Annotated in this window: 20 protein-coding genes; 12 read left to right on the top strand and 8 right to left on the bottom strand. The window is 45.6% G+C overall.

What is annotated here, in order from left to right; genetic code table 11:
• Nucleotide 1 precedes the first annotated feature (1 nt).
• Nucleotides 2-1,813 (top strand): acyl-CoA dehydrogenase FadE, encoded by a 1,812-nt coding sequence (locus tag DVG78_RS14670; RefSeq protein WP_114461823.1) that lies wholly within the window; start codon nucleotides 2-4, stop codon nucleotides 1,811-1,813.
• Nucleotides 1,814-1,992: 179 nt separating this feature from the next.
• Nucleotides 1,993-3,366 (top strand): OmpA family protein, encoded by a 1,374-nt coding sequence (locus DVG78_RS14665; protein ID WP_114461822.1) that lies wholly within the window; start codon nucleotides 1,993-1,995, stop codon nucleotides 3,364-3,366.
• Between the two features lie 151 nt (nucleotides 3,367-3,517).
• Here DVG78_RS14665 and purN read toward each other — a convergent pair whose 3' ends face one another.
• The gene (gene purN / locus DVG78_RS14660; protein WP_114461821.1) at nucleotides 3,518-4,096 is read right to left on the bottom strand and encodes a phosphoribosylglycinamide formyltransferase; all 579 of its coding nucleotides are present in this window, start codon (nucleotides 4,094-4,096) and stop codon (nucleotides 3,518-3,520) included.
• Between the two features lie 171 nt (nucleotides 4,097-4,267).
• Between purN and DVG78_RS14655 the strand changes: the two genes are divergently transcribed.
• The gene (locus DVG78_RS14655; RefSeq protein ID WP_114461820.1) at nucleotides 4,268-5,452 is read left to right on the top strand and encodes a hypothetical protein; all 1,185 of its coding nucleotides are present in this window, start codon (nucleotides 4,268-4,270) and stop codon (nucleotides 5,450-5,452) included.
• A gap of 6 nt (nucleotides 5,453-5,458) precedes the next feature.
• Here DVG78_RS14655 and DVG78_RS14650 read toward each other — a convergent pair whose 3' ends face one another.
• On the bottom strand, nucleotides 5,459-6,772 hold the full coding sequence (locus DVG78_RS14650) for an Nramp family divalent metal transporter (protein WP_114461819.1): 1,314 nt from the start codon (nucleotides 6,770-6,772) through the stop codon (nucleotides 5,459-5,461).
• Between the two features lie 186 nt (nucleotides 6,773-6,958).
• Between DVG78_RS14650 and DVG78_RS14645 the strand changes: the two genes are divergently transcribed.
• Nucleotides 6,959-8,326: an alpha/beta hydrolase family protein gene (locus DVG78_RS14645; RefSeq protein WP_114461818.1), complete on the top strand. Its 1,368-nt coding sequence runs from the start codon at nucleotides 6,959-6,961 to the stop codon at nucleotides 8,324-8,326.
• Between the two features lie 2 nt (nucleotides 8,327-8,328).
• Here DVG78_RS14645 and DVG78_RS14640 read toward each other — a convergent pair whose 3' ends face one another.
• Together DVG78_RS14640 and DVG78_RS14635 are read right to left on the bottom strand one after the other, a co-directional pair.
• Nucleotides 8,329-8,961 carry a LysE family translocator gene (locus DVG78_RS14640; RefSeq protein WP_114068721.1) on the bottom strand — a complete coding sequence of 211 codons (633 nt, stop codon included), beginning with the start codon at nucleotides 8,959-8,961 and terminating at the stop codon, nucleotides 8,329-8,331.
• Between the two features lie 69 nt (nucleotides 8,962-9,030).
• Nucleotides 9,031-9,588, bottom strand: coding sequence for an NUDIX domain-containing protein (locus tag DVG78_RS14635; protein WP_114461817.1), 558 nt, complete (start codon nucleotides 9,586-9,588; stop codon nucleotides 9,031-9,033).
• Nucleotides 9,589-9,714: 126 nt separating this feature from the next.
• On the opposite strand from DVG78_RS14635, the gene DVG78_RS14630 reads away from it, so the two are divergent.
• From DVG78_RS14630 to DVG78_RS14620, 3 genes are all read left to right on the top strand, one after another.
• A complete protein-coding gene (locus DVG78_RS14630) occupies nucleotides 9,715-10,710 on the top strand; it encodes a cation diffusion facilitator family transporter (protein WP_114461930.1) in 996 nt (331 codons plus the stop codon).
• 170 nt (nucleotides 10,711-10,880) lie between these two features.
• Complete coding sequence (locus tag DVG78_RS14625; protein ID WP_114461816.1) at nucleotides 10,881-12,788, top strand: amidophosphoribosyltransferase; 1,908 nt, start codon at nucleotides 10,881-10,883, stop codon at nucleotides 12,786-12,788.
• Nucleotides 12,789-12,984: 196 nt separating this feature from the next.
• Nucleotides 12,985-13,908, top strand: a complete 924-nt coding sequence (locus DVG78_RS14620) for a sugar phosphate isomerase/epimerase family protein (RefSeq protein ID WP_114461815.1) — start codon at nucleotides 12,985-12,987, stop codon at nucleotides 13,906-13,908.
• A 3-nt stretch (nucleotides 13,909-13,911) separates the two neighbouring features.
• Here the strand turns inward: DVG78_RS14620 and DVG78_RS14615 are convergent, their stop codons facing one another.
• Nucleotides 13,912-14,334 carry a hypothetical protein gene (locus DVG78_RS14615; protein ID WP_147277087.1) on the bottom strand — a complete coding sequence of 141 codons (423 nt, stop codon included), beginning with the start codon at nucleotides 14,332-14,334 and terminating at the stop codon, nucleotides 13,912-13,914.
• Nucleotides 14,335-14,553: 219 nt separating this feature from the next.
• On the opposite strand from DVG78_RS14615, the gene DVG78_RS14610 reads away from it, so the two are divergent.
• From DVG78_RS14610 to DVG78_RS14590, 5 genes are all read left to right on the top strand, one after another.
• Nucleotides 14,554-16,134 carry a sensor histidine kinase gene (locus DVG78_RS14610; RefSeq protein ID WP_114461813.1) on the top strand — a complete coding sequence of 527 codons (1,581 nt, stop codon included), beginning with the start codon at nucleotides 14,554-14,556 and terminating at the stop codon, nucleotides 16,132-16,134.
• Nucleotides 16,135-16,177: 43 nt separating this feature from the next.
• The gene (locus DVG78_RS14605) at nucleotides 16,178-16,924 is read left to right on the top strand and encodes a LytR/AlgR family response regulator transcription factor (RefSeq protein ID WP_114461812.1); all 747 of its coding nucleotides are present in this window, start codon (nucleotides 16,178-16,180) and stop codon (nucleotides 16,922-16,924) included.
• Nucleotides 16,925-17,018: 94 nt separating this feature from the next.
• Nucleotides 17,019-17,435, top strand: a complete 417-nt coding sequence (locus DVG78_RS14600; RefSeq protein WP_158550034.1) for a DUF1761 domain-containing protein — start codon at nucleotides 17,019-17,021, stop codon at nucleotides 17,433-17,435.
• A gap of 96 nt (nucleotides 17,436-17,531) precedes the next feature.
• Nucleotides 17,532-18,824: an MFS transporter gene (locus DVG78_RS14595; protein ID WP_114461810.1), complete on the top strand. Its 1,293-nt coding sequence runs from the start codon at nucleotides 17,532-17,534 to the stop codon at nucleotides 18,822-18,824.
• Between the two features lie 59 nt (nucleotides 18,825-18,883).
• Entirely contained in the window at nucleotides 18,884-20,104 is a 1,221-nt protein-coding gene (locus DVG78_RS14590) for an MFS transporter (RefSeq protein ID WP_114461809.1), read from the top strand.
• Between the two features lie 68 nt (nucleotides 20,105-20,172).
• On the opposite strand, the gene DVG78_RS14585 is transcribed toward DVG78_RS14590, so the two are convergent.
• The 3 genes from DVG78_RS14585 to DVG78_RS14575 form a co-directional block, all read right to left on the bottom strand.
• Nucleotides 20,173-21,246, bottom strand: coding sequence for a hypothetical protein (locus tag DVG78_RS14585; RefSeq protein ID WP_114461808.1), 1,074 nt, complete (start codon nucleotides 21,244-21,246; stop codon nucleotides 20,173-20,175).
• Entirely contained in the window at nucleotides 21,224-21,892 is a 669-nt protein-coding gene (locus DVG78_RS14580) for a hypothetical protein (protein WP_114461807.1), read from the bottom strand. Before DVG78_RS14580 ends, DVG78_RS14585 begins: the two co-directional genes overlap by 23 nt.
• A gap of 72 nt (nucleotides 21,893-21,964) precedes the next feature.
• Nucleotides 21,965-22,537 (bottom strand): RNA polymerase sigma factor, encoded by a 573-nt coding sequence (locus tag DVG78_RS14575; protein WP_114068732.1) that lies wholly within the window; start codon nucleotides 22,535-22,537, stop codon nucleotides 21,965-21,967.
• Nucleotides 22,538-22,673 lie beyond the last annotated feature (136 nt).

The following is a 22,673-nucleotide window of genomic DNA, read 5'->3' as shown; positions in this document are numbered from 1 at the left end:
CATGACAGCAGTAGAAAATCGCGCCGGTATTAAAGGAGGAGAATTCCTGATTAAAGACACCGACGCTTCTCAAGTATTTATTCCCGAAGAGTTTACCGAAGAGCAGTTGATGATTGCTCAATCGTGCCGTGATTTTTTAGCTACTGAAATTTGGCCGCGTGTGGAAGAAATAGACAAAGCCAAATCTCCCGAGTTGATGTCATCATTGATGGACAAAGCAGGTGAGTTAGGGCTTTTGGGTACCGCTGTTCCTGAAGAATACGGTGGTTTTGGAATGAGTTTTAATACTTCTATGCTCGTCGCAGAAGCTACGGGTGCGGGTAATTCTTTCTCGGTAGCTCTTTCGGCCCACACGGGCATCGGAACGTTACCTATTTTATACTACGGAAACGACGACCAAAAATCTCAATACTTGCCCAAACTTGCTTCGGGCGAGTGGAAAGCCGCTTATTGTCTTACTGAACCTGATTCGGGTTCGGATGCCAACTCGGGCAAGACCAAAGCCGTATTGAGCGAAGATGGCAAAAGCTATATTTTGAATGGGCAAAAAATGTGGATAACCAACGGCGGTTTTGCCGATGTATTCATCGTTTTTGCCAAAATTGACGAAGGCGGAAAAACCGATAAAAACCTGACGGCGTTTATCGTAGAAAAAACCTACGGAGGGATTACCATGAACGAGCCCGAGCATAAAATGGGCATCAAAGGCTCCGATACGCGTCAGATTTTCTTTAATGACTGTCATGTGCCAGTTGAAAATATGCTTTCAGACCGTGGTAACGGTTTCAAGATTGCGGTTAATATTCTGAACATCGGTCGTATCAAATTGGCCGTGGCGGCGGTAGGCGGTGCGAAGCAGGTTGCCACGCAAGCGATTCAATACGCCAACGAGCGCAAACAATTTGGTATTGCTATTAGCACTTTTGGCGCGATTAAACATAAGTTGGCCGAAATGGCCGTGAAGCTGTACGCTTCAGAATCAGCTTCCTACCGGGCAGGTCAGAACATTGACGATGCCATCGCTGATTTGAAAGAAAAAGGTTTGTCGGATGCCGAAGCAAAATTGAAAGCCTTGGAGCAGTTTGCGATTGAGTGCGCCATGATGAAAGTACATGGCTCAGAAGTGCTTGATTATGTGGTAGATGAAGGTGTTCAGGTGTACGGTGGTATGGGCTTTTCGGCGGATGCGCCCATGGACCGCGCGTACCGCGATGCCCGTATCAATCGCATTTTTGAGGGTACCAACGAAATCAACCGTATGTTGACGGTCGATATGTTGCTCAAGCGCGCTATGAAAGGTGAAATCGACTTGATGGGGCCTGCTATGGCGGTCGGTAAAGAAATCATGTCTATTCCTGATTTCAGCGTGAGCGACGACGAAACCCCGTTTGCGGCCGAGAAGAAAGTGATCAAAAATTTGAAAAAAGCGGCCTTGATGGTTGCGGGTGCGGCGGTGCAGAAATTTATGATGAAACTTTCGGAAGAGCAGGAAATCCTGATGAACGTGGCCGACATGGCTATCGAAATTTACGCGGCTGAATCAGCGGTTTTACGTACCGAAAAACTCATTGGGATGAAGGGCGATGCCGCCTGCGCGTTGCAAAAAGATTTAGCTATGTGCTACCTGCACGAAGCAGTGGAGCAAATCAACAGCGCTGGCAAGTCTGCCATCATGGGCTTTGCCGAAGGCGATGAGTTGCGGGTGATGCTGATGGGGTTGAAGCGGTTCACTAAGATTGAACCCATGAACACTAAAAATGCCCGTCGTCGCATTGCTGATGCGATGATTGCCGAAAATAAATATGTATTCTAAAAATTTACCTGTGTCAGCTGGTTCAAAACCGTCCGACACAGGTGTTATCAATTCATTTGACGGTCGCAAATCACGCACTGACAAACTAATAACCGTTTAATAAGTAGATAGTTAAGAAAGCCGCCTACCCTTTGGTAAGCGGCTTTCTGATTTATAACTTTAGCGTAAATTCTAATGTCATGAAAACGACTACGCTAAAGTTTTTAACCCTGATTGTCGGAATAAGCACCTGTACTTTTTCCGTAACGGCGCAAAATTATACCCGCCAACGGGATTGGGTGGTGGCGCCGTTGTACGGTATCGGGTTGGTTATTCCCTCCCGAATCACGCTATTGAGCGGTACTGAAGCCCCGTCTAATGCCTGGGTTTCGTCGTATCGGGGAGAGTTGGTCAAGAGTGATGGCACAACCTATACACGCAACTACCGTACAAGCCTCTGGGGCTTTGAGACGTATTATCGTTGGAAAGACCGGCGTTCTGACAATCGCTGGTCGATTGGACTGAGTACCGCTTGGCAACGGCAGGTTTTTAAGCTGAACCATCCGTTCAATTTTGAGTACAAAGGCCATAATCTGGTTTCAACTGTATGGAATTTTAATTACTTACGGACAGGGTTAATGTTGCGCCGAACTTGGATGAAAGAATGGGCCGGGACGTACTTTCAATTGGGAGGGTATTATTCAACCTTGTTTTATCGAAACACTGCCGACGGCCGAGAAAAGATGGAAGAATTGACGGGAGGGTACATTGAAGGTGGTACGGGAAATCGTACAAAAACCTATAATTTGCAAAAAGGAGTTCCGCTCATTGTTCCCGAAATTGGGATGGTTTATGGCGAAAACAGCGGGATTGAGTTTAGCATTGCCTATTATCATCCTTTACAAAGTGTTATTCAGGCCGAAACCACTTTTTACCGAGATAATCTGACCGTTGGGGTAAGTAATACCAACGTATCGCAGCGGGTTTTGATGTTTAATGTAAAACTGCCCATTGCTTTTGTTTCCAAACGAAAGACTATCTCTCGCGAACGGAAAGAGGCTACACCTAAGCCAGAGCCCGAAGTAAAAAGGGAAAAGCCCAAAAAAGAACCGAAACCAAAGCGGGAACGCAAGCCTATAAAAGAGCGAGCTCCGAAACCTGAAAAGAAAGTAGAGCCGGAAATCAAGCCAGCGCCGAAGCCTGTTCCAACATCTACACCCTATGATGCGGCGCTCATCAATAAACCGATGATCATGGATAATCTGTATTTTGAACTGACCAAATCAGATTTGTTGGAAAGCTCTCATAAGGAACTAGACCAAGTGGCAGAATGGATGAGGGCCAACCCCAGCGTTGAAATTCGTTTGGAAGGACATACGGATAAAATCGGTGATGCTGAAAAAAACCTGATTCTTTCCCGCGACCGGGTCAACGCCGTACGCGAGTATCTGATTCGAAAAGGGGTAAGCTCGGCGCGTATTGCTACCAAAGGCTACGGCGATACGCGACTGGTTTGTAAGCCAAGCCCGTGCGAGAAAAACCGCCGCGTAGAAATGGTGGTTACGAAACGATAAAGGCAGAAACTGTCTCTGCTAACAGACTCAAAAAGCGCCGTTCCTTTCTCGGAATGGCGCTTTTTGAGTCTAAATTCTAACCTCTTTTTACGAAAATTATGGTTTGCTAATTTTCTTCTTTTGCGCCAATTATCTGACCAAAGAAATTGCGTTAGCTATGCGTTTGTAATAATTTTTCAACTACTTCTGGATAATGTTGATGCTCCAATATTTGCACTTTAGCGGCTACGTCTTCGGGCGTATCGGTGGGTGTCACTGGGCAAGTGGCCTGAAAGATAATGTCGCCTTCGTCGTACCGTTCGTTGACGTAATGGATGGAAATGCCAGATTCGGGCTCCTGTGCCGCAACCACTGCTTCGTGGACAAAATGCCCGTACATGCCTTTTCCGCCATATTTGGGCAGCAAAGCAGGGTGAATATTGACGATTTTGTTGGGAAATGCGTGCACCATTGCTTCGGGTATCAACATCATAAAACCCGCTAGTACTACCAAATCAATGTGTTCGTTTTGGAGGATTTCGACTACTTTATGGGTTTCGTAAAACGTTTTTCGGTCAAACAAAATGACAGGAATGTGTAGCCGACGCGCTCGAGCAATCACGCCCGCCTGGGGATTATTGGACAAAATAAGGCTCACTTCTATCTCAGAATGATTGGCGAAGTGCTCGGCAATTTTCTCGGCGTTTGAGCCAGAGCCTGAAGCAAAAATAGCAAGGCGTTTTAGGGCCATTGAGGGTAAATGATTGGTGGTTTCAGGGAGCAAAGTTAGCTTTTTGTCAAAGTTAATGGTTCATAATTTGTGAGAAACGTATAATTTCGCTCCCTTGTATAGACATTCCAAGTCTGGACGACCTCGTCTTAAAGAGTTGGAATGTCTTCTATATCTGACTCAATCTCTGCTATGCAACTCCTCGAAGTAGGCCAAAATCCTCAGCGTCAACGTGAATTTTTATTGCTTCCCGTTCGGCTTTATAAAAACAATCCGTACTGGATTCGTCCGTTGGACAAAGACGTCGAAGATACTTTCAATCCGCAAAAGAATAAAAACTTCAAAGACGGAGAATGTATTCGCTGGATTGCCGTGGACGATGACGGGCAGACCGTTGGTCGAGTGGCAGCGTTTGTGAATCAAAATACGGTCATGAAAGGCAACGACCAACCCACGGGCGGAATGGGCTTTTTTGAGTGCGTTGAAGATGAAAAAGTTGCGTTTGCGCTGTTTGATGCCTGTAAAAAATGGCTTACCCAACGGGGTATGGAAGCCATGGACGGCCCCATCAATTTTGGGGAGCGCGACCGCTTCTGGGGCGTGCTCATCAATGGCTTTGACAAAGAGCCGCTATACGGAATGGGCTACCACTTTTCTTATTATCAATCATTTTTTGAAGCGTACGGCTTTCAAACGTATTTCGAGCAGCTGACTTTCTTTTTGTTGATGCCCAAAGACCGTTTCATGGAACGCGTCAATCGGGTGTTTTTTGAACGTGCGGAGCGGATTTTGACCATGAAAAACTACGAGTTTAGACATATTGACAAAAAACAATTGGACAAATACGCGGAAGATTTTCGGATTGTTTATAACAAAGCTTGGGCAAAAAACCTAGGCGCAGAAGACATGACGCCCGACAAAGCGCGCGGAATTATGCAGCGAATGAAACCGATTTTGGACGAAGAATTGATGTGGTTTGGGTACTATGAAGGCGCGCCGATTGCTTTTTTTATTATGCTTCCTGAGCTGAATCAAATCTTTAAACACGTCAACGGAAAGCTGGATTTGATTGGGAAATTGAAATTTCTATATCATAAACTATTGAAAACCAATCATAAAGCCTTTGGGGTGATTTTTGGGGTAGTCCCCGAATTTCAAGGGCGGGGCGTAGAATCGGCGATTGCGTTGTCGGCTTCTAAAGTGGCTTGGCGCCCCAACTACCAATATACTGAGTTGGAAATGAACTGGATTGGAGATTTCAACCCCAAGATGATTCGTTTTGTAGAGTTATTGGGCGGTACTCCTCACAAAGTACACGCTACGTACCGATATTTGTTTGACCGTACCAAAGAATTCAAGCGGCATCCCGCTATTTAGCAAAAATTACTGCGTTACCTGAAAGATACCGTACGCACTGACGCCTAAAATAGAAACCACACTTATCCAGAAAAAGACGTCGTACACACGGGTAGGAATAAGCGATTGAGGAAGCTGACGGTAGCGAAACTGCAAGGCGGCCCAAACGACCAATAAAAGTAAAATGGACGTAGCGATGCCTCCCAATAATACCATCAAAACGGGCATTTTGATGATGAGATATAGCGCACACCAAATGATAGGAAAGGCCCACGAAAGAAGGCCAATAACACGTTTTTGAGAAGCCGAATCGTTGAATTTTACCCAGCCGATTTGCCCGAAAGCATCTCCGAATATACGCGACCAACTGGCCGTAGCGGTAAAAAGCGTGGAGTAAAGCACAAAAAAAGCCCCAATCAAAAACATCACTTTGGCCCAAGGGCCGAGGGTTTCGGTAAAGAGTTTAGAGAGGGTTTCAATCATGGCATATCCTTCGGGGACTTCTCCGTGCTGGTGAAGTAAGGCAGCCCCCAGCAGGTAAAAAGCGGCGGTTACAGTGGTGTAAACCACCATTGAGCAAACGGCATCTAGGTACATTACTTCAATCCAGCCCTTGGCGCGGGCGGCCCATTCGGGCGAGCCGTCGTTGGGACCCGTGTAGGTAGCGTAGCCTTTTTCGATGCACCAATAATTGTAAAACATGATTTCATCACCTCCTACGCCCGTGATGCCAAACGCCCCGATGGCCACCATAACGGCCGAAGGAGGAAGCGAAAAAGTTAATCCGCTTGCTAGCTCACTCCAGCGGATGGCATAAGGTGTTAATTGTAAAGAAATGAGGGAAATTAAAATGGTAATCGTAAATAAAATAATCATCACCAAAGCCCCGATTTCAACTGATTTATAAAATCCCTGATACACCAAAGCGGCCGTAATCAAACTCGCCGTGATGGCCCATACGTTGGTGGAAAAAATGGGGAAAACCATGTTGAGTACAATGGCTACGCCTCCTACAATGCCTCCTACCTGAAGCAATTTTAACCCCTGCAATGACAGCCACGCCCAGATAGACCAATGCGCTTTTCCGTAGTGCTTACCTTTGAGGGTATTGAGGGATTGCATGGTAGGAATACCCGTATAAATGGCGTTCTTGCCAAACTCCAGTTGAAGCGTAACTTTGACCAAACAACTTACCAAAATCACCCAAAAGGTTACAAAACCTGCTTTGGCTCCCAACGCGGTGGTGGCGATGAGTTCGCCAGAGCCAACGATAGCGGCCGATAAAATAAATCCAGGACCTAAGTACTTGAGTCTTTGAAAGAATGTTTGAGGAGGTTGCATCAGAAACAGTCGGCGATTTATAGTTTTAAAGCAATCGCCTATTGTGTGTTACTGTTTTTTTATTTTTGACATCAAAGCACGCTGCCTCTTGTATTCATTTTACTTTTACATTTTGCACCGTGCCCTTGCGGTTTCTAGGATTTGCATTTTTCAGTTTTACATTTTTCAGTTATTGATATAATTCCCATGAAAATATTCGCATTGTACTGTCTATGTTTTTTTACTGCTTTTCATGTTTTTGGCCAAACGTATTATGAAGGAACCATTGGCCCGTTGAAGTTTGGCTTAAAAGTTGAAAAAGAAGAGCAAAAAGCCGCTTTATACATTCCCGAACAGGGCCTGTTTGAGTATGCACTTAAAGCGCCCGTTTTCCGAAACGACAGCCTGATTGCAGATTTAAAGGAGTTTGGAACGGTATTGAGTGGAAAAGTAAATACCGAAACTTTTTTGGGGCAATGGAAACAGAATGGTTTTCCCGCGCCACTCGCTTTAAAGCGGGTAGAGCAACTGTCGTTTTTGAAACGTCCTCAGGTGCCTGTACCGCCGTTTCCGTATGAATCGGAAAATGTCAATTTTACAAATGCCGACCAATCCATTCGGTTTGGCGGTACGCTGACGTTTCCAAAAGGCAAAGGAAAATTTCAGACGGTGATTCTTATTACTGGTTCAGGACAGCAAGACCGTGACGAAACACTGTTTGGACATAAACCGTTTTGGGTGATAGCCGACGCATTGAGTCGGGAAGGGTTTGCTGTACTGCGCATTGACGACCGAGGTGTCGGCGAAACCACAGGAACAGTGGGCACATCGGCAGATTATGCCCAAGATGTCTTGGCGGCTCTTCGCTTTCTTAAATCAAGAAAAGAAATCAATCCCAAAAAAATCGGGTTGATGGGCCATAGTGAAGGAGGAATGATTGCGCCGATGGTGGCCGCGCAATCCAAAGATGTGGCCTTTATCGTTTCTTTGGCGGGATTGGGCGTAGGTGGACGAGCGTTGTTACTGAAACAAAGTGATGATATTTTGGCAAAAACGGGGAGCAACGCGGCTTATCGGGCCAATGTACAATCGCTCAATGCCGCACTTTATGAGGTAGCCTTTCGGTTGCCGCTCGAAGGTGACATTAAGGATAGCCTTCAACTCGCTTTTGATAATTGGCTCAAATCGCAGCCTGACGCGGTATTGGGACAAATGGGCTTTAAAAGTGAAGCAGGGAAAAAGTCCGTCACTCGCCAGTTTGACCAAATTGGCTCTAAATGGTACCGTTATTTTTTGAAATATGACCCTCAACCAATTTTAGCCCAAATCAAAATACCAGTACTTGCCCTCAACGGAGGTAATGATGTACAAGTGTCTGCTAAGGAGAATTTGGCAGGTTTTGAAAAAGGTTTAACGGCGGCGGGTAACAAAAACTTCAAAACGGTGGAACTGCCTGGGTTGAACCACCTCTTTCAGAAATGCCAGAAATGTACTGCTGCGGAGTATGGAATGCTGGAGGAAACATTTTCGGTCGATGCATTGAAGGTTATCCTCGACTGGCTCAAAAAGCAGTAGCACTATTTTAAAAATTCTTCCCAAAGGAGTTTGGTGGCAACGCCCAAAAATACCAGCCCCGTAGCGATATTGATGTAATGAATTACCTTAATCGTCAGCAATCGACGCAGGCGATTTGCGTACACTGCCAAGGCGGATTCAGTAGCCCCCACTCCTACGAGACTCATGCTAAAAAACACAATCATTTCGCTCAGGTCGTAGCGACCTTTGGTGCGGAGATACGCGGCAATGGCCGCCCAAGACATAAAATTGATGGGGTTGAGGGCATTGAGCGCTACACCTTTCAGAAAATATTTCAGATTAGAACGGCGGCGGCTGCGGTCGTCGGCGTGGGTTTTGGGTTCGAGTGTGGGTACTTTAAGGAAGTTTCCGATGGCTAAAATGACCAAAAAAATGATGCCAATGGCGCCAATCCACTTATCAAAATGATTGATTTGGGGTAAGAAAGAAGTTCCAAAAATGGCCGTAAAAATAAAAAAAGCATCGCTGGCTACGACACCCATCGCAATCTGAACCCCGCTACGATAGCCCCGCTCAATACTCGTTTGTATCAACGCAAAAAACACTGTCCCGAAGGTCAGACACAAGATAATACCCGCAATCAATCCGTATATAGCTGCCAAAAAAAGGGGCATAAGTGAACTGTTAAGATTAAAAGTTAAGAACAAGGCGATTAATAAGCGACATACATCCGCCGCTATGCATTAAATTCCCCTCAGCCTTGCGACCTTTAAAAGGCCCATCACACTCAAAGAATCCGTAATCTCTGACCGCATGACCATTTCGACAGCTTCTTTTAACGGAATTCGCGCCACATGAAGCTGCTCGGTGTCTTCGGGCTGTTGTTGGGCCTGGGTGAGTTGTTCGGCAACGTACAAAAAGCCTTCTTCATCGCCGACCGAATTTGACAGGTGAACCCGCGCAATCTTCGTCCATTGGGCGGCAATCAGGCCTGTTTCTTCCAAGAGTTCACGTTTGGCGCCTTCAATTGGGTCTTCGTCCATCGGGCCACCGCCTTCGGGAATTTCCCAAGAATATTCTTCCAACGGATAGCGGTACTGGCCCACCAAATACGTAAATCCTTCGTCGTCGATGGGAATGACGCCGATGGCTTTATTTTTATAATGAACCACGCCGTAGATTCCCGGGCCGCCGCTCGGATTGAGCACTTCTTCGTGCCGTACTTGTATCCATTTATTGTCGTAGACTACGTTGGAAGTCAGGGTTTTCCACGGATTTTCTGTTTCAAAAGGAAGTGACATAACGGGTTGTATTTCTAATAAAGTTTGTTGAATAAGAAAAACGACGTTTTCCTGTAATGGTTAGAATTAATGTAAGGTTCTGGGGGTAAACTCGTAACTTTGAGCCAAAATTACCCTAAAAAAGTCGTGCAAGTTAGCCAAAATTCTAAATTCCGTTGGATTATCGTCTCGCTTAGTTTGAGTATAATTCTGATGGCAATCAAGTTTACAGCCTATTATTTAACGCGCTCAAATGCCATCTTAAGTGATGCTTTGGAGTCGATTATCAACGTCATTGCGAGTAGTTTTGCTTTCTACAGTATCTACCTTTCATCTCAGCCCAAAGACACTGACCACCCTTACGGACACGGAAAAATTGAGTATTTTTCGTCTGGTTTTGAAGGGGCGCTTATTATCATTGCGGGGGTTTGGATTGCCATTGAAGCCATTCAGCACCTGTTGCATCCGCAACCGATTCAGCATCTGGATTGGGGACTTTGGTTGATTTTACTGACTGTTGTTCTCAACGGAGTTGTTGGGTATTATCTCCAAAAAGTAGGTAAACGTACTCGCTCAGAAGCACTCATTGCCGATGGTAAGCACCTCATGACCGACAGCCTGAGCAGTGTTCTTATTTTGATTGGGCTGGGCCTCTTGATATTGACGGGTTTGCAGTGGATCGACAGCGCGGCATCGTTGGTGTTGTCGTTGGTTATATTTTACAATGGTTTTATGCTTATTCGGGGTTCGGCGGCGGCTCTAATGGATCAAACCGACCCCGAGTTGATGGAAAGCATCGTCAATATCCTCAAAAACCACAAGCGCGACTACTGGATTGATGTGCATAACATGCGTATTCAAAAATACGGCTCTGACCTGCACATTGATTGCCATTTGACTTTGCCATATTATTGGGATTTGCGTCAGGTACACGAGGCCGTACATGAATTTGAGGAAGCACTGGAAAAAGACGCTGGAGGGTACGTAGAGTTTTTTGTTCACGTTGACCCCTGTTTGCCTGAATGTTGTAAATACTGCCGCTTGGCAGATTGCCCCGTTCGGGCCAAAGCCTTCAAGCGGGACATTGATTGGAGTATTCATAACTTATCCAAAAACCAGAAACACTTTGTGGAGCCAGATTAAGGCTTCTAAAAGTTTTTTAAATTTTTAAATAAGTTTAAATGGTATATATTGTGCTGATAATTAAGGCGTTGTGGTATAATATTTTAATTGCCTTAAAATTTAACATAGTGTTTTGGAATCCGATTTCTTAACTTTGTGTTAACAAATCGTCACACACTTCACACTCCCTGATGAGCGACGTCATAAAACACGAATGCGGTATTGCCCTCATTCGACTCCGAAAGCCGTTTCAATACTATATTGATAAATACGGCACACCCCTCTACGCGGTTTATAAGCTTCATACATTGATGGAAAAACAGGTAAACCGAGGCCAAGATGGTGCCGGTGTAGCCAACATCAAACTCGAAGTTTCGCCGGGTAGCCGCTATATTAGCCGCTACCGCTCAGTAGACCCCCAACCCGTAGCTGAGATTTTTAAGAAGGTACAGAAGAAATTCAAAAAAGCCTTTAAAGAACTCAAAGGAGACCAAAAAGACCTCCGTTACGATGCCAGTTGGTTGCAGGAAAACGTAGCATTTACTGGCGAAGTCTGGCTTGGCCACCTGCGCTACGGTACCCACGGTGCCAACGAAATCGAAAACTGTCACCCGATGCTGCGCCAAAATAACTGGCGAAGCAGAAACCTAGTTGTGGCGGGAAACTTCAACATGACCAACGTAGACACGCTTTTTGATAAGCTCGTTTCGTTGGGACAGCACCCCAAAGACCGTGTGGATACCGTCACGGTTATGGAAAAAATCGGTCACTTTTTGGACGAAGAAAACCAGCGCGTTTTCGACCGGTTCAAGGGCATTTACGAAAACCCCGACCTTTCTGACGTCATCGAAGACAACATGGACATGGTGCGGGTGTTGCACCGTTCGTGCCGTGATTTTGACGGCGGTTTTGCCATGTGCGGCATGACTGGTTCGGGGCAAGCCTTCGTAGTGCGCGACCCCTCCGGGATTCGTCCGGCGTATTATTATGCAGATGATGAAGTGGTGGTGGTAGCTTCTGAAAAACCAGCCATCAAGGCCGCTTTTGATGCCAATTACGCAGATATTAAGGAAATTACGCCAGGTCACGCGTTGATTATTGATAAATACGGTGAGTACGACCAACACCAGATTCTGAAGCCGCTTGAGAAACGTTCGTGTAGTTTTGAGCGGATTTATTTTTCCCGGGCTTCAGATCCCGATATTTACCATGAGCGCAAGCAATTGGGTAAATTGTTGATTCCGCAGATTCTGGAAGAAGTCGACTACGACCTCGAAAATACCGTTTTCTCTTACATCCCTAATACGGCCGAAACGGCGTTTTTTGGATTGGTAGAAGGACTCGAAGAATACTTAGCCAAACAGCGCAAAAAAGCAATTCTGGACGGAAATCTGTCGCCCGAAGAGCTGGATAAAGTGCTGTCGTTCCGCCCCCGAATCGAAAAACTCGTTTCTAAGGATGTCAAGCAGCGTACCTTTATCACGAGCGATGCCGCCCGTGACGAAATGGTGTCGCACGTGTACGATATGACCTACGAGGTGGTCAAAAAAGGCGTGGATACCATAGTGGTAGTAGATGATTCGATTGTACGCGGTACTACCTTGGAGAAGAGCATTTTGCGGTTGTTGGACCGCCTCGGCCCTAAGAAAATCGTGATTGTATCGTCGGCTCCGCAGATACGTTATCCTGACTGTTATGGCATTGATATGTCGAAAGTAAAAGACTTCGTTGCTTTCCGGGCCACGCTGCAACTCCTGAAAGAGCGCGGTTTGGATAACCTACGCGACGAAGTATACGCCCAGTGCGTTGCCTCGCTCGAAACCGACAATGCGTATGAGCAAAACTACGTAAAAGCCTTGTTTGAGCCATTTACGCCCGAAGAAGTTTCGCGTAAAGTAGCTGATATTGTACGCCCGAAAGACTTAAAGGCGGAATTGTCTATTATTTTCCAAACGGTAGAAAACCTCCACGAAGCCTGCCCCAACCACAGCGGTGACTGGTACTTCACGGGAGACTATCCTACGCCGGGCGGTAACCGCGTGGTGAACAAAGCCTACGTAAACTTCTACGAAGGTCGCGGAGTAGTGAGAGCGTATTAAGCGTTAATTGTCAGCAATTATCCATAATTATAAACCCCTGTCAGCAAAAATGTTGATAGGGGTTTTTGTTTGTGTCTCATTGAAAAAAATACTTTTTCATTTTACATTTTTACGGTTTGTGATTTTTCGGTTTTTTAATGAGATTTAGGTCTTTTCTTTCTTATGTGAAGGCTTATTGTTTAAAAAAACTCACTCAATGAAATCCCTCACCCGCCGTCGTTTTCTGCAATCTTCATCGCTATTGGCTGGTGCTGCGCTGCTGCCTCAATTCGAGCTGGCTCCCAATGCATTACGTTTAGGCGGCCCCATTTTTGTGAAAAGCGATGACCCTGTAGAATTGGCAAAAGAGCATCGGCGTTTGGGATACAGCGCGGCTTACGTGCCGAAGGTGGAACTGAAAGATACCCCGCGCATTGCGGCGCTTCGCAAAGCCTTTGAGGAGCAGAATGTCATTATTGCCGAAGTGGGCGCGTGGGTCAATATGCTAGACGCTGATGCCGAAAAACGGAAAAAGAACATGGCTTACGTGACCGAGCGGCTGGCGTTGGCGGAGGAAATCGGCGCGCTGACGTGCATTGACATTGCAGGGTCGTACAATCCCAAACACTGGGACGGACCGGATGCTCGAAACCTGACCAAAGAATATTTTGACGCGACGGTTGAAAACTGCCGAAAAGTGATTGATGCCGTCAAACCTAAAACGGCGAAATTCGCCCTCGAAATGATGGGCTGGAGTCTGCCCAACGACGCCGATTCTTGCCTTAAATTTATCAAAGCCATGGACCGCCCCGCGTTTGCGGCACACGTCGACATTGCCAATATCATCAATTCTCCCGAGCGTTTTTACCAAAATACGGCTTTAATCAATGATACCTTCAAAAAACTGGGCAAGTGGATTATATCCTGCCACGCCAAAGATGTGGTGGGCAAAGATGTGCATTTTGCCGAAACCATGCCCGGACGCGGCTGCATGGACTACGCCACTTATCTGCGAAATGTAACGGCACTGCCCCGCGAAGTGCCTTTGATGTTGGAGCATTTACGTACCCCCGAAGAATACGACGAAGCACGCCTGTATGTGATGAAAGTGGCAAAAGATACGGGGATTCCGTTGGCGTAGGTCTTATGGAACACGAACGTATTCACGTTTCAAACTGATTCCACAATCGTCTAAAATAAAGGTATCTTCTGTCAATTTGATTTCCCAGAGTGCACACCCTATGCAATCCACATACGCGCAGGTAGGATTCTCTGGAAGAGCCGATTTAGGGATAATGGTAAACTCTTTTCCGTTGATATTCAAAGCATTGGGAGGGCAGCAAAGAGGGAGTTCTTTGCTGTCTAAAACAACGCCGTCGAAGCGAAAGAAAAGAAATGAAGGTGACTGCGGGTCGGCCTCTTTCCAGACTTTATTGCCGTTCTCTATCCGTTCATAGGCCACCAAACGCCATTTTCCGACCAGAGGCTGTAAGGTTTCGGGAGCAACATTTTTGTCACGGCATTGGGCCATTGACAGGAATAATAAAAAGTAAAGGAGGTATTTCATGATTTCCCACCGTGTTTGCTCTCAAGACGCTTGATTTGCCCAAATCGTTGGAATTTTAGGTGTCTGACGGGCTGGGCGCCCCCGTTAAAACCGTCGGACGCCTTTGCTTTTTCACCCCATTTTTGGCGGATTTCGTCACAGATTTTACTTCTGGGCAGCTATACAGTATACTTTTGAATTGTCTAACCTAAAACAGCCATTTTTTTAATCATTAACATTATGACTCTTCAACGCTTCCGTCAAATCGAATTTTGGGTGATTACTGCCCTTGCTGCTTTGTTCTTGTTAATCACGCTTGCTACTGATTACCAGCATTTTTCGCGCGTGTGGTTTCAACTTGACGCGCTCGAACAAAACCGTATTTATTTTCGATATGATTGGGCAACCAACGGGCTGTGGCCTATTCTGAGTATTTTTCTGACCTTATATGGCAGTTGGTACGTGCTAAACCACGTCATAATTCCCCGTTATTGGCCCAATCAGCTCAATTTTCTTGCCATGGGGTTGATGTTGATTGGTATTGTTGTGTTGACGGGAGCTTGGAGCTATTTGTATAGTTGGAAAGAACTTAATTTTAGACAAGACATCAATTACAACATCATCGGAGCGAAAGTTTGGTCATCGTTCCGCCTTAGAAATCTAGCTTTACTTGGAGGGGGACTATTTTTGGCTTTGGTATTGTACACCCTTATTTCTCAAGCTTACCAATGGGCGCTACAACAAACGGAAACTAACGTAAATCACAAAGTCATTAAAGATGGCAGCAGCTTGGCATTATTTGGATTTGTGCTATGGATTACCTTTCAGGTTGCCAGTGGCAGTAGGTTCCTGATTCCTGCGCTGATTTGGGTACAGGGCGCGTTTCTTCACGCTTATTTGTATCATCACAACCTCCTGAGATGGAAGACATTTATGTTTCGTCGAAGCAGTGAAAACCGCCAAGCTTTTCTCACTTTGTTAGCCGTTTTGACCGTTAGTTTTGGCAGTAGTATCGTTTTGGTTTTGTTGTACGGTGTGTTTAGAATGAGCCATTCAAGGGGTTTTGATGATGCTGATTTTGATGAAATTTTCGCTTTTTGGCTAGTTTCTTGGTTGGGGGCCTTAGCCGTTACGCTGATTCGTCAATACATGGTGAAACCATTAGAAACCAATCTCAATCGTAACCAAGCCGAGCTTTCGGCCCTTCGTGCCCAAATCAACCCGCATTTTTTGTTCAATGCCATGAACACGCTTTATGCCACGGCCATTGAAGAAAATGCCGAAAAAACCTCCCACGGGATTCAGCAGCTGTCGGACATGATGCGGTTTATGATGCACGAAAACAACCAAGAGCAGATTGATGTACAACAGGAAGTGGCTTATTTGCGAAACTATATTGATTTGCAGCGGCTTAGGTTGTCGGAGTCTGATAAGCTGGAACTGAAAGTTGACTTAGATGATGCCCTTTGTTTGCGGAGTATTGCGCCGATGTTGCTGATTCCTTTTGTCGAAAATGCCTTCAAACACGGCATCAGCTTGCGTAATCAATCATGGATTTATATTAAATTGTATTGTCAACAAGAACAACTTTACTTTTCGGTTTTTAACAGCATTCACCCGCGCCACGAAGAGGACCCCGAAAAATATTCGTCGGGAATTGGGCTGGTCAATGTGCAGAAACGCTTGGAATTGCTGTATCCTAAAACGCATGACCTCCGGATTCATCGTACAGAAAAGGAGTTTTCGGTGCGGTTGGTGATTGATTTTGCTAAAAAAGGTAAAAAGCTAAACTCAATATTGGCCACTTATGACCAACTCTAATCATCTACTATTTACTTTTACGATTCATAAATCAATCTGACGGATGATTGCCATTGCCATTGATGACGAGCCAAAAGCGCTGGATATTGTGCGGAATTTTGCCGACAAAGTGCCTTTTTTGTCCTTGAAAGCTACCTTTCAAGATGCTTTTGAAGCGTTAGACTTTCTTCAGCGGGAGCCCGTAGATTTGATTTTTTTGGACATCAAAATGCCCGACATTTCTGGACTTGAATTTCTAAGGGTACTTTCCAATCCGCCGTTGGTGATTTTTACGACCGCCTACGCCGAGCATGCCGTACAAAGCTATGACTTCGACGCCATTGATTATCTGCTCAAACCCTTCGCCATCAGTCGTTTTCTGAAAGCCTGTACTAAAGCCCATGACGTGCTGAAAGTGAGAGAGTTGGCCCTTTTGGAAGAAAACAAGCGACAGGCGGCGGGGAGTATTTTGGTCGAAAATGTTTCAGCTAAGCCCGTGTCTGCGGTACCAGAAAGCATTTTTGTCAAAAATGGCTATGAGCAGGTTCGGGTGTTGCTTGACGATATTCTGTATTTGGAGGCGGGTGGCAACTACGTTGTGTTTATCACTAAACATCAAAAAATCGCCTCCCGTATGACCATGAATGAAGCCGAATCATTGCTGCCGCCTGAGCACTTTGTGCGTATTCATCGCTCCTATATTGTGGCCAAAGATAAAATAGAGCGGTTTGACAGGTATGAGGTATATATTAATGGTCAAGTGATACCGATTGGTGCCAATTATAGTCATCAGCAATTAATGGGTAAATGATTGGTAATGAGTGAGAAATAAAGAAAAGGAAGGTTTTCTGAAAATGTGTATATTTCAGCTTTATTTTACAATACCTTCAAACCTTCCTACTTCAATGAAAACCTTAAGAATCAATTACATGGCGGTCTTTATGTCCGCAATCGCCACCTTTGTTTTAGGGGCTATCTGGTACATCACCTTCCAACCGCAATGGCTTGCCTTGACCGGCCTGACCGAAGATAAAATACAGGCGGGCGGCGGCGGAAGTATAGGGTATGCGGTTAGTTTTATTACGTATTTATTGGGAGCTTATGCCATGGCACTTTTGTTTAAATCCATGAATGTCAGCACTGCTCAAACGGGTGCCATGACGGGCGCATTGATTGGAGCGTTGATTGTGGGGGGGAATATCTTCACCAACAATGCTTACGAAATGAAACCCGTCGAATTGTCCATCCTCAATGCAGGGTTTAGTGCAGTAAGCGGTACGGCCATGGGAGCTATCTTGGGCGGATGGAGAAAATATACCTAACAATTCCCAAAAGAATCAGAAAAAGCGTCAGTTGGTATCAGACCAGCCGACGCTTTTTTAGTATTATTGCAGAAAATACAAAACCCTCCTTAACCAATGTCTAAACCCTCTACCCAAAACTCGCTTTTTGGACTTCCCGTGATTGTGGCCGCCCTAGGCTATTTCGTTGATATTTATGATTTATTGTTGTTTGGTATTGTACGCGTACCTAGCCTCAGAGATTTAGGATTGAATGAGCAGGAAGTGTCGGCCATTGGGGCTTCCATCATCAACTGGCAGATGGGCGGCTTGCTTCTTGGAGGGATTCTTTGGGGAGTATTGGGCGATAAACGCGGTCGCCTTTCGGTGCTTTTCGGGTCTATCATCACTTATTCTATTGCCAATGTATTGTGCGGATTTATTCAGGATACACCTTTCATGTCGGCGCCCGATTTATATAAATATTTACGCTTTATTGCAGGAATTGGCCTAGCCGGTGAACTAGGAGCGGGAATTACGCTAGTTTCTGAAATTTTGCCCAAAGAGCTGCGGGCCATCGGCACGTCGTTGGTGGCAGGAATCGGCCTTCTGGGTGCCGTTGTCGCTTATTTTACCGTCGAAATCTTCGGAGATTGGCGTATTGCTTATTTTGTGGGCGGCGGTTTGGGCTTCGGGCTGTTGTTGCTTCGTATCGGGGTGATTGAGTCAGGGATGTTTACGGAAGTCTCTGGGCAAAAGCACGTCGCTAAGGGTGATTTTCTGTCATTTTTTACCAATTGGGAACGCTTCACGCGCTACATGAAGTGTATCGGCATTGGATTACCTACATGGTTTGTCATCGGCATTTTGGCCACGTTCAGCAATGAGTTCGGCAAAGCCCTCGGTATTGCCGAACCCATCAAACCCGGTTTATCTATTATGTGGTGTTATGTAGGTTTGGCGGGCGGCGACTTGGCCAGTGGTTTTCTCAGCCATTATTTTCATTCGCGCAAGAAAGCCGTGGCGGCTTTGATGGCTTTTTCTGGAATATTCAGCATTATTTATCTCTACGCAGGCGTTAATACTCCTTTTGCTTTATATAGTCTTTGTACCCTAATGGGCTTTGGGATTGGCTACTGGGCCATGTTTGTCACGATTGGGGCCGAGCAGTTTGGGACCAATTTGCGGGCTACGGCCGCTACGACCATTCCCAATATGGTTCGTGGTATGGTGATTCTGATGACCACGCTTTTTGCGGGCTTCAAAAGTGGCACTTTGGATGTTTTCGGGGCTTTCGAGCTTACCGTACCGCAGTTGGGCGTGATTGGAGCGGGTACTTTAGTGGGTATCATCAGCTATGCTTTAGGCTTTTATTCCACCCTGACCGTTCCTGAAACGCACGGCAAAGACCTTGATTTTATTGAAGAATAAATAATTTCTCTTAAACCTCACCCTTAATCCTTCTCCTTGCCCAGGAGAAGGAAATTTTTATGAGCAAAATCTCTTACCGTGCGCTTTTTACGTTACCTGTCATCGTTTCGGCCTTGGGCTTCTTTGTTGATGTGTATGACCTGCTGATTTTCAGTATCGTACGGGTGCCGAGCCTACAATCAATGGGATATTCTGAAGCAGAAGTCTCTAAAATCGGAACCTTTATTTTTAATTCTCAACAGGCGGGATTGCTGGTAGGCGGGATTTTGTGGGGTGTTTTGGGTGATAAAAAAGGACGGCTCTCAGTACTATTTGGCTCCATTATTACGTATTCATTGGCCAATATTGCCTGCGGTTTTGTGCAGGAACCCAATACCTACGCGTTGCTGCGGTTTGTGGCGGGGGTAGGTCTGTCGGGAGAAATAGGGGCGGCAATGACCCTTGTTACCGAGATTATTCCCAAAGAGATTCGCAGTCTAGGCCCTACGATTGTGGCGGCGGTGGGCTACTTGGGGGCGGGAGCGGCTTATTTGACGCAGGAATGGTTTGAGTGGCGCACGGCGTATATGGTTGGGGGTGGTATGGGGCTGTTGTTGTTACTACTTCGAATTCGGGTATTTGAGTCGGGGTTGTTTGAAGAAATGAAGCAATCCAAGGTCAGTCGAGGGAATTTCTTTTACCTTTTTAGCAGTTGGCCCCGGTTTATTAAATACTTTCAATGCGTCATGATTGGTATTCCAACGTGGTTTGTGGTGGGTATTTTGGGCACTTTTGGCAATGAGTTCGGCAAAGCACTCGGTATAGCAGAGACCATTTCTCCTGGCAAGTGCGTGATGTTTATTTATTTCGGACTCACAGCGGGCGATTTTTTTAGCGGTCCGCTCAGTCAATGGCTTCAGTCGAGACATAAAGCCATTGGCTACCTGATGTTTTGTGGCGCGCTTAGTGTGGGTATTTATTTATACGGCGGTATCTCATCCCCTACGATGTTGTATGCGGTCTGCTTCTTGTCGGGGATATGTACGGGCTACATCGGTCTGTATTTGATGATGGTGGCCGAACTTTACGGTACCAATCTCCGCGCTACCGCTACTACTTCCGTGCCAAGCGTAGTACGAGGCATGGCGATTCCTATGACGCTTGCTTTTCAGGCCTTCAAACCTTCTTTGGGGGCTTTGGGAGGGGCTGCGTTATTGGGCTTGCTCTGTTATGGAATCGCGCTTTTTTCGCTTACCCGCATTGAAGAGACCTACGGCAAAGAGCTGGATTTTGTAGAATAAAAACTGCGTAGGGGCGGGGTTCACCGTAGGGGCAGACGCTAGGCCTGCCCCTACGGCGGTTTTTAATTTTATCTCAAATTCACTTCACCATATTTCGAGACAATTTTTACTTTGGTTCCGCTGCCGTTACCAAATTTACCCACGTATTGCTTGGTCATGCGGGGGCTGTGGCGGTTTGCATCATCTTTACGGTCGTCGTCGTTGTGGGTGAACGAAACCTTGCGGTCGCCAGGATACTTGAAACCACCGTAGCTTACCGTAATATCAAAGTTGCAGTCATTATTCTCCATCGGAATGGTCACGGATGAATAGCTAGCCTGAATGTCAACATTGTCGGCTGATTCATTCAATTGGTCAATTCTGAAGCCGCCCGAAAAACTGAGTTTGATTTTGCTGGAACCTTTCAAGTTGCCGATACGTCCGCCAGAATAGCTGATTTGGCCGTCGAGGGTTTCTACTTCACCGATTTTCATTTTCCCAAACTTATTGTTCAACACAATATTGTTAGCTTTGTCTAGTTCGAGGGTTGAGTAAGCAATATCAAGGTTTCCATTGAGTAAGTGCTGTATTTCGGCTTTACCGTAGGCCACATCAATGTCATTTTTACTGCCTGACAAGTCAGTTGCGAAAAAACTTCCGTACTTGGACTCAATCACGAGTGGTGCTTTGAAAAAGGGGATATTGGTGTTTCCAAAGCGGTTTTTCACCGTCAATGGCGTGTTTTTGGGCATGGATACTGTGTAATCAATTTGTACAAAGTTCTTCTCGCCGTTGTTACTTTTCCAGCTCCAGTTTGAATTGCCGTTTTTGTTGATAATGGTACGAATGCTGATTTGATTACCTTCTTTTTTATCTTCAATACTGACACCATCTAGGTACTGTTGAACGCGGTCGTCGCTGTTGGCATTGGCGGTGATGCTGATGTCAACCCGGATTTCACTTTTGTCCCAAAGGTTGACTTTTACCTGTCCGAATTGATTGTCAATTAGCAAGGTTTCTTTGGTCGAAACGTCATACATTTTAATGACGGATTTCTTTTTCTCGATGCTGCCGTATTCGCTGGCATGGGCGCTGAGGGTACATAATAAGCCGATAATTATTAACCAATAACTACCTGACTTATATGAGTTTATCGTTTGCATGGTTGTTTTTGTTTTTGATGCGTTGGAGAATATCCAACTGTTGGTTCAATAGGTCAATCTGCCATTGCAGGTTCTGAATCATGGCCTGAATCACCGTTTCCTGGTTGGGGTTCTTCGGAAGGTCGGCTTTCAGGTTTTGGTATGAGCGCTCAAGCTGGTCCAGTTCTACTGCAAATTCTTTATAAAGGGCGGGGTCACTTTCTGTCATTTGACGCAACTCCGCACGTTTGTTATCAATCAATTGGGTGTATTGAGTTACTTGTTTGGCGTAACCAGGATTGGCAAATGCCACTTCGGGTACTTCAGTAACTCCATAATTTTGATTTACTCGGTAGCCTACCCAACCCAGCCCAACAACGAGCGCGATGGAGGCCGCAATGCGCCAATTCAGGTTTTTGCTGACTTTCCTGAAAAACGGATTATAACTACCGCCATTCTGAAAATCTTCGTGGACAATCTGGTTTAGTCCTGTCTCTTGCAAAGTTTCATTTGAGGGTACTTCAGGGAGTATATGTTGGCCTGTTGGCGTAATCTCTTCAGCTTTGGGTAACTGTTCACTCAACCGACTCCAAAGGTCATCAGAAGGCTCATGCACATCAAATGCCTCGCGGTTGTCTCTGACGAATCGTTGCAGTTTATCTTTCATTTTATTTGTATTTTTGGTGCGTAGTGTTGATTATTAAGTACTTACAGTACATTAATGCTCTCTACTTGCGGCTCAATTGTCACTTCTGTTACTTAATAGTTCCAATAATTTTTTCTTCCCTCGCATGTACTGTGTGCGGGAGGTACTTTCACTGATGTTGAGGATTTCACCGATTTCTTCGTGGTCGTATCCTTCAAACAAATACAGCGAAAGAACGACTCGGTATCCTTCGGGGAGTTGGGCAATTCCTCTTCGAACGCGTTCAACGTCCATTTGGATACCTTCTTCGTCTGTCGGAGCATCGTCGGCAATGTCGTGGTCATCATCTCCGTAGCCATAGCCTTCGATGTCAACAAGTTGCATTTTTCGTTGACGGAGGTGATTGATGGCTTTATTGACCACAATCTGCTTCAGCCACGCCCCAAACGTGGACTGCCCCCTGAACGTATGTAAATTGCAAAAAGCATCCAAAAACGCTTCTTGCAGCACGTCTTCGGCTTCCCCAATATGGTTTACCACCCGTACGCATACGTTCAACATGGATTTCGAATAAAGCTTGTACAGTTCATACTGGGCTTTTCTATCTCCTTGTTTACAGCGTTCAACGAGTTCGACGTGTTTGTCTATGTAATGTTTAGGTTCCAATCGGCTGTATTTTCGAGGTAATGACAATAGTTAAAATCAAATGTTGCATCGATTTAAAAAAAAATGTTTTATAAAACATTTTCACCGTTAAGCACGTCAAAACGTAGGTACAAAATCTGCAAAATGTGCGTAAAAT

Source organism: Runella aurantiaca (assembly GCF_003339505.1).
In the GTDB taxonomy this organism is placed as follows: Bacteria; Bacteroidota; Bacteroidia; order Cytophagales; family Spirosomataceae; genus Runella; species Runella aurantiaca.
This window is presented reverse-complemented; position numbering and strand designations above follow the sequence as displayed.

Bases quoted from the DNA above. Each gene is read 5' to 3' on its own strand.
- DVG78_RS14670 (WP_114461823.1), top strand. From the start codon at position 2: ATGACAGCAGTAGAAAATCGCGCCGGTATTAAAGGAGGAGAATTCCTG.
- DVG78_RS14665 (WP_114461822.1), top strand. From the start codon at position 1,993: ATGAAAACGACTACGCTAAAGTTTTTAACCCTGATTGTCGGAATAAGC.
- purN (WP_114461821.1), bottom strand. From the start codon at position 4,096: ATGGCCCTAAAACGCCTTGCTATTTTTGCTTCAGGCTCTGGCTCAAAC.
- DVG78_RS14655 (WP_114461820.1), top strand. From the start codon at position 4,268: ATGCAACTCCTCGAAGTAGGCCAAAATCCTCAGCGTCAACGTGAATTT.
- DVG78_RS14650 (WP_114461819.1), bottom strand. From the start codon at position 6,772: ATGCAACCTCCTCAAACATTCTTTCAAAGACTCAAGTACTTAGGTCCT.
- DVG78_RS14645 (WP_114461818.1), top strand. From the start codon at position 6,959: ATGAAAATATTCGCATTGTACTGTCTATGTTTTTTTACTGCTTTTCAT.
- DVG78_RS14640 (WP_114068721.1), bottom strand. From the start codon at position 8,961: ATGCCCCTTTTTTTGGCAGCTATATACGGATTGATTGCGGGTATTATC.
- DVG78_RS14635 (WP_114461817.1), bottom strand. From the start codon at position 9,588: ATGTCACTTCCTTTTGAAACAGAAAATCCGTGGAAAACCCTGACTTCC.
- DVG78_RS14625 (WP_114461816.1), top strand. From the start codon at position 10,881: ATGAGCGACGTCATAAAACACGAATGCGGTATTGCCCTCATTCGACTC.
- DVG78_RS14620 (WP_114461815.1), top strand. From the start codon at position 12,985: ATGAAATCCCTCACCCGCCGTCGTTTTCTGCAATCTTCATCGCTATTG.
- DVG78_RS14615 (WP_147277087.1), bottom strand. From the start codon at position 14,334: ATGAAATACCTCCTTTACTTTTTATTATTCCTGTCAATGGCCCAATGC.
- DVG78_RS14610 (WP_114461813.1), top strand. From the start codon at position 14,554: ATGACTCTTCAACGCTTCCGTCAAATCGAATTTTGGGTGATTACTGCC.
- DVG78_RS14605 (WP_114461812.1), top strand. From the start codon at position 16,178: ATGATTGCCATTGCCATTGATGACGAGCCAAAAGCGCTGGATATTGTG.
- DVG78_RS14600 (WP_158550034.1), top strand. From the start codon at position 17,019: ATGAAAACCTTAAGAATCAATTACATGGCGGTCTTTATGTCCGCAATC.
- DVG78_RS14595 (WP_114461810.1), top strand. From the start codon at position 17,532: ATGTCTAAACCCTCTACCCAAAACTCGCTTTTTGGACTTCCCGTGATT.
- DVG78_RS14590 (WP_114461809.1), top strand. From the start codon at position 18,884: ATGAGCAAAATCTCTTACCGTGCGCTTTTTACGTTACCTGTCATCGTT.
- DVG78_RS14585 (WP_114461808.1), bottom strand. From the start codon at position 21,246: ATGCAAACGATAAACTCATATAAGTCAGGTAGTTATTGGTTAATAATT.
- DVG78_RS14580 (WP_114461807.1), bottom strand. From the start codon at position 21,892: ATGAAAGATAAACTGCAACGATTCGTCAGAGACAACCGCGAGGCATTT.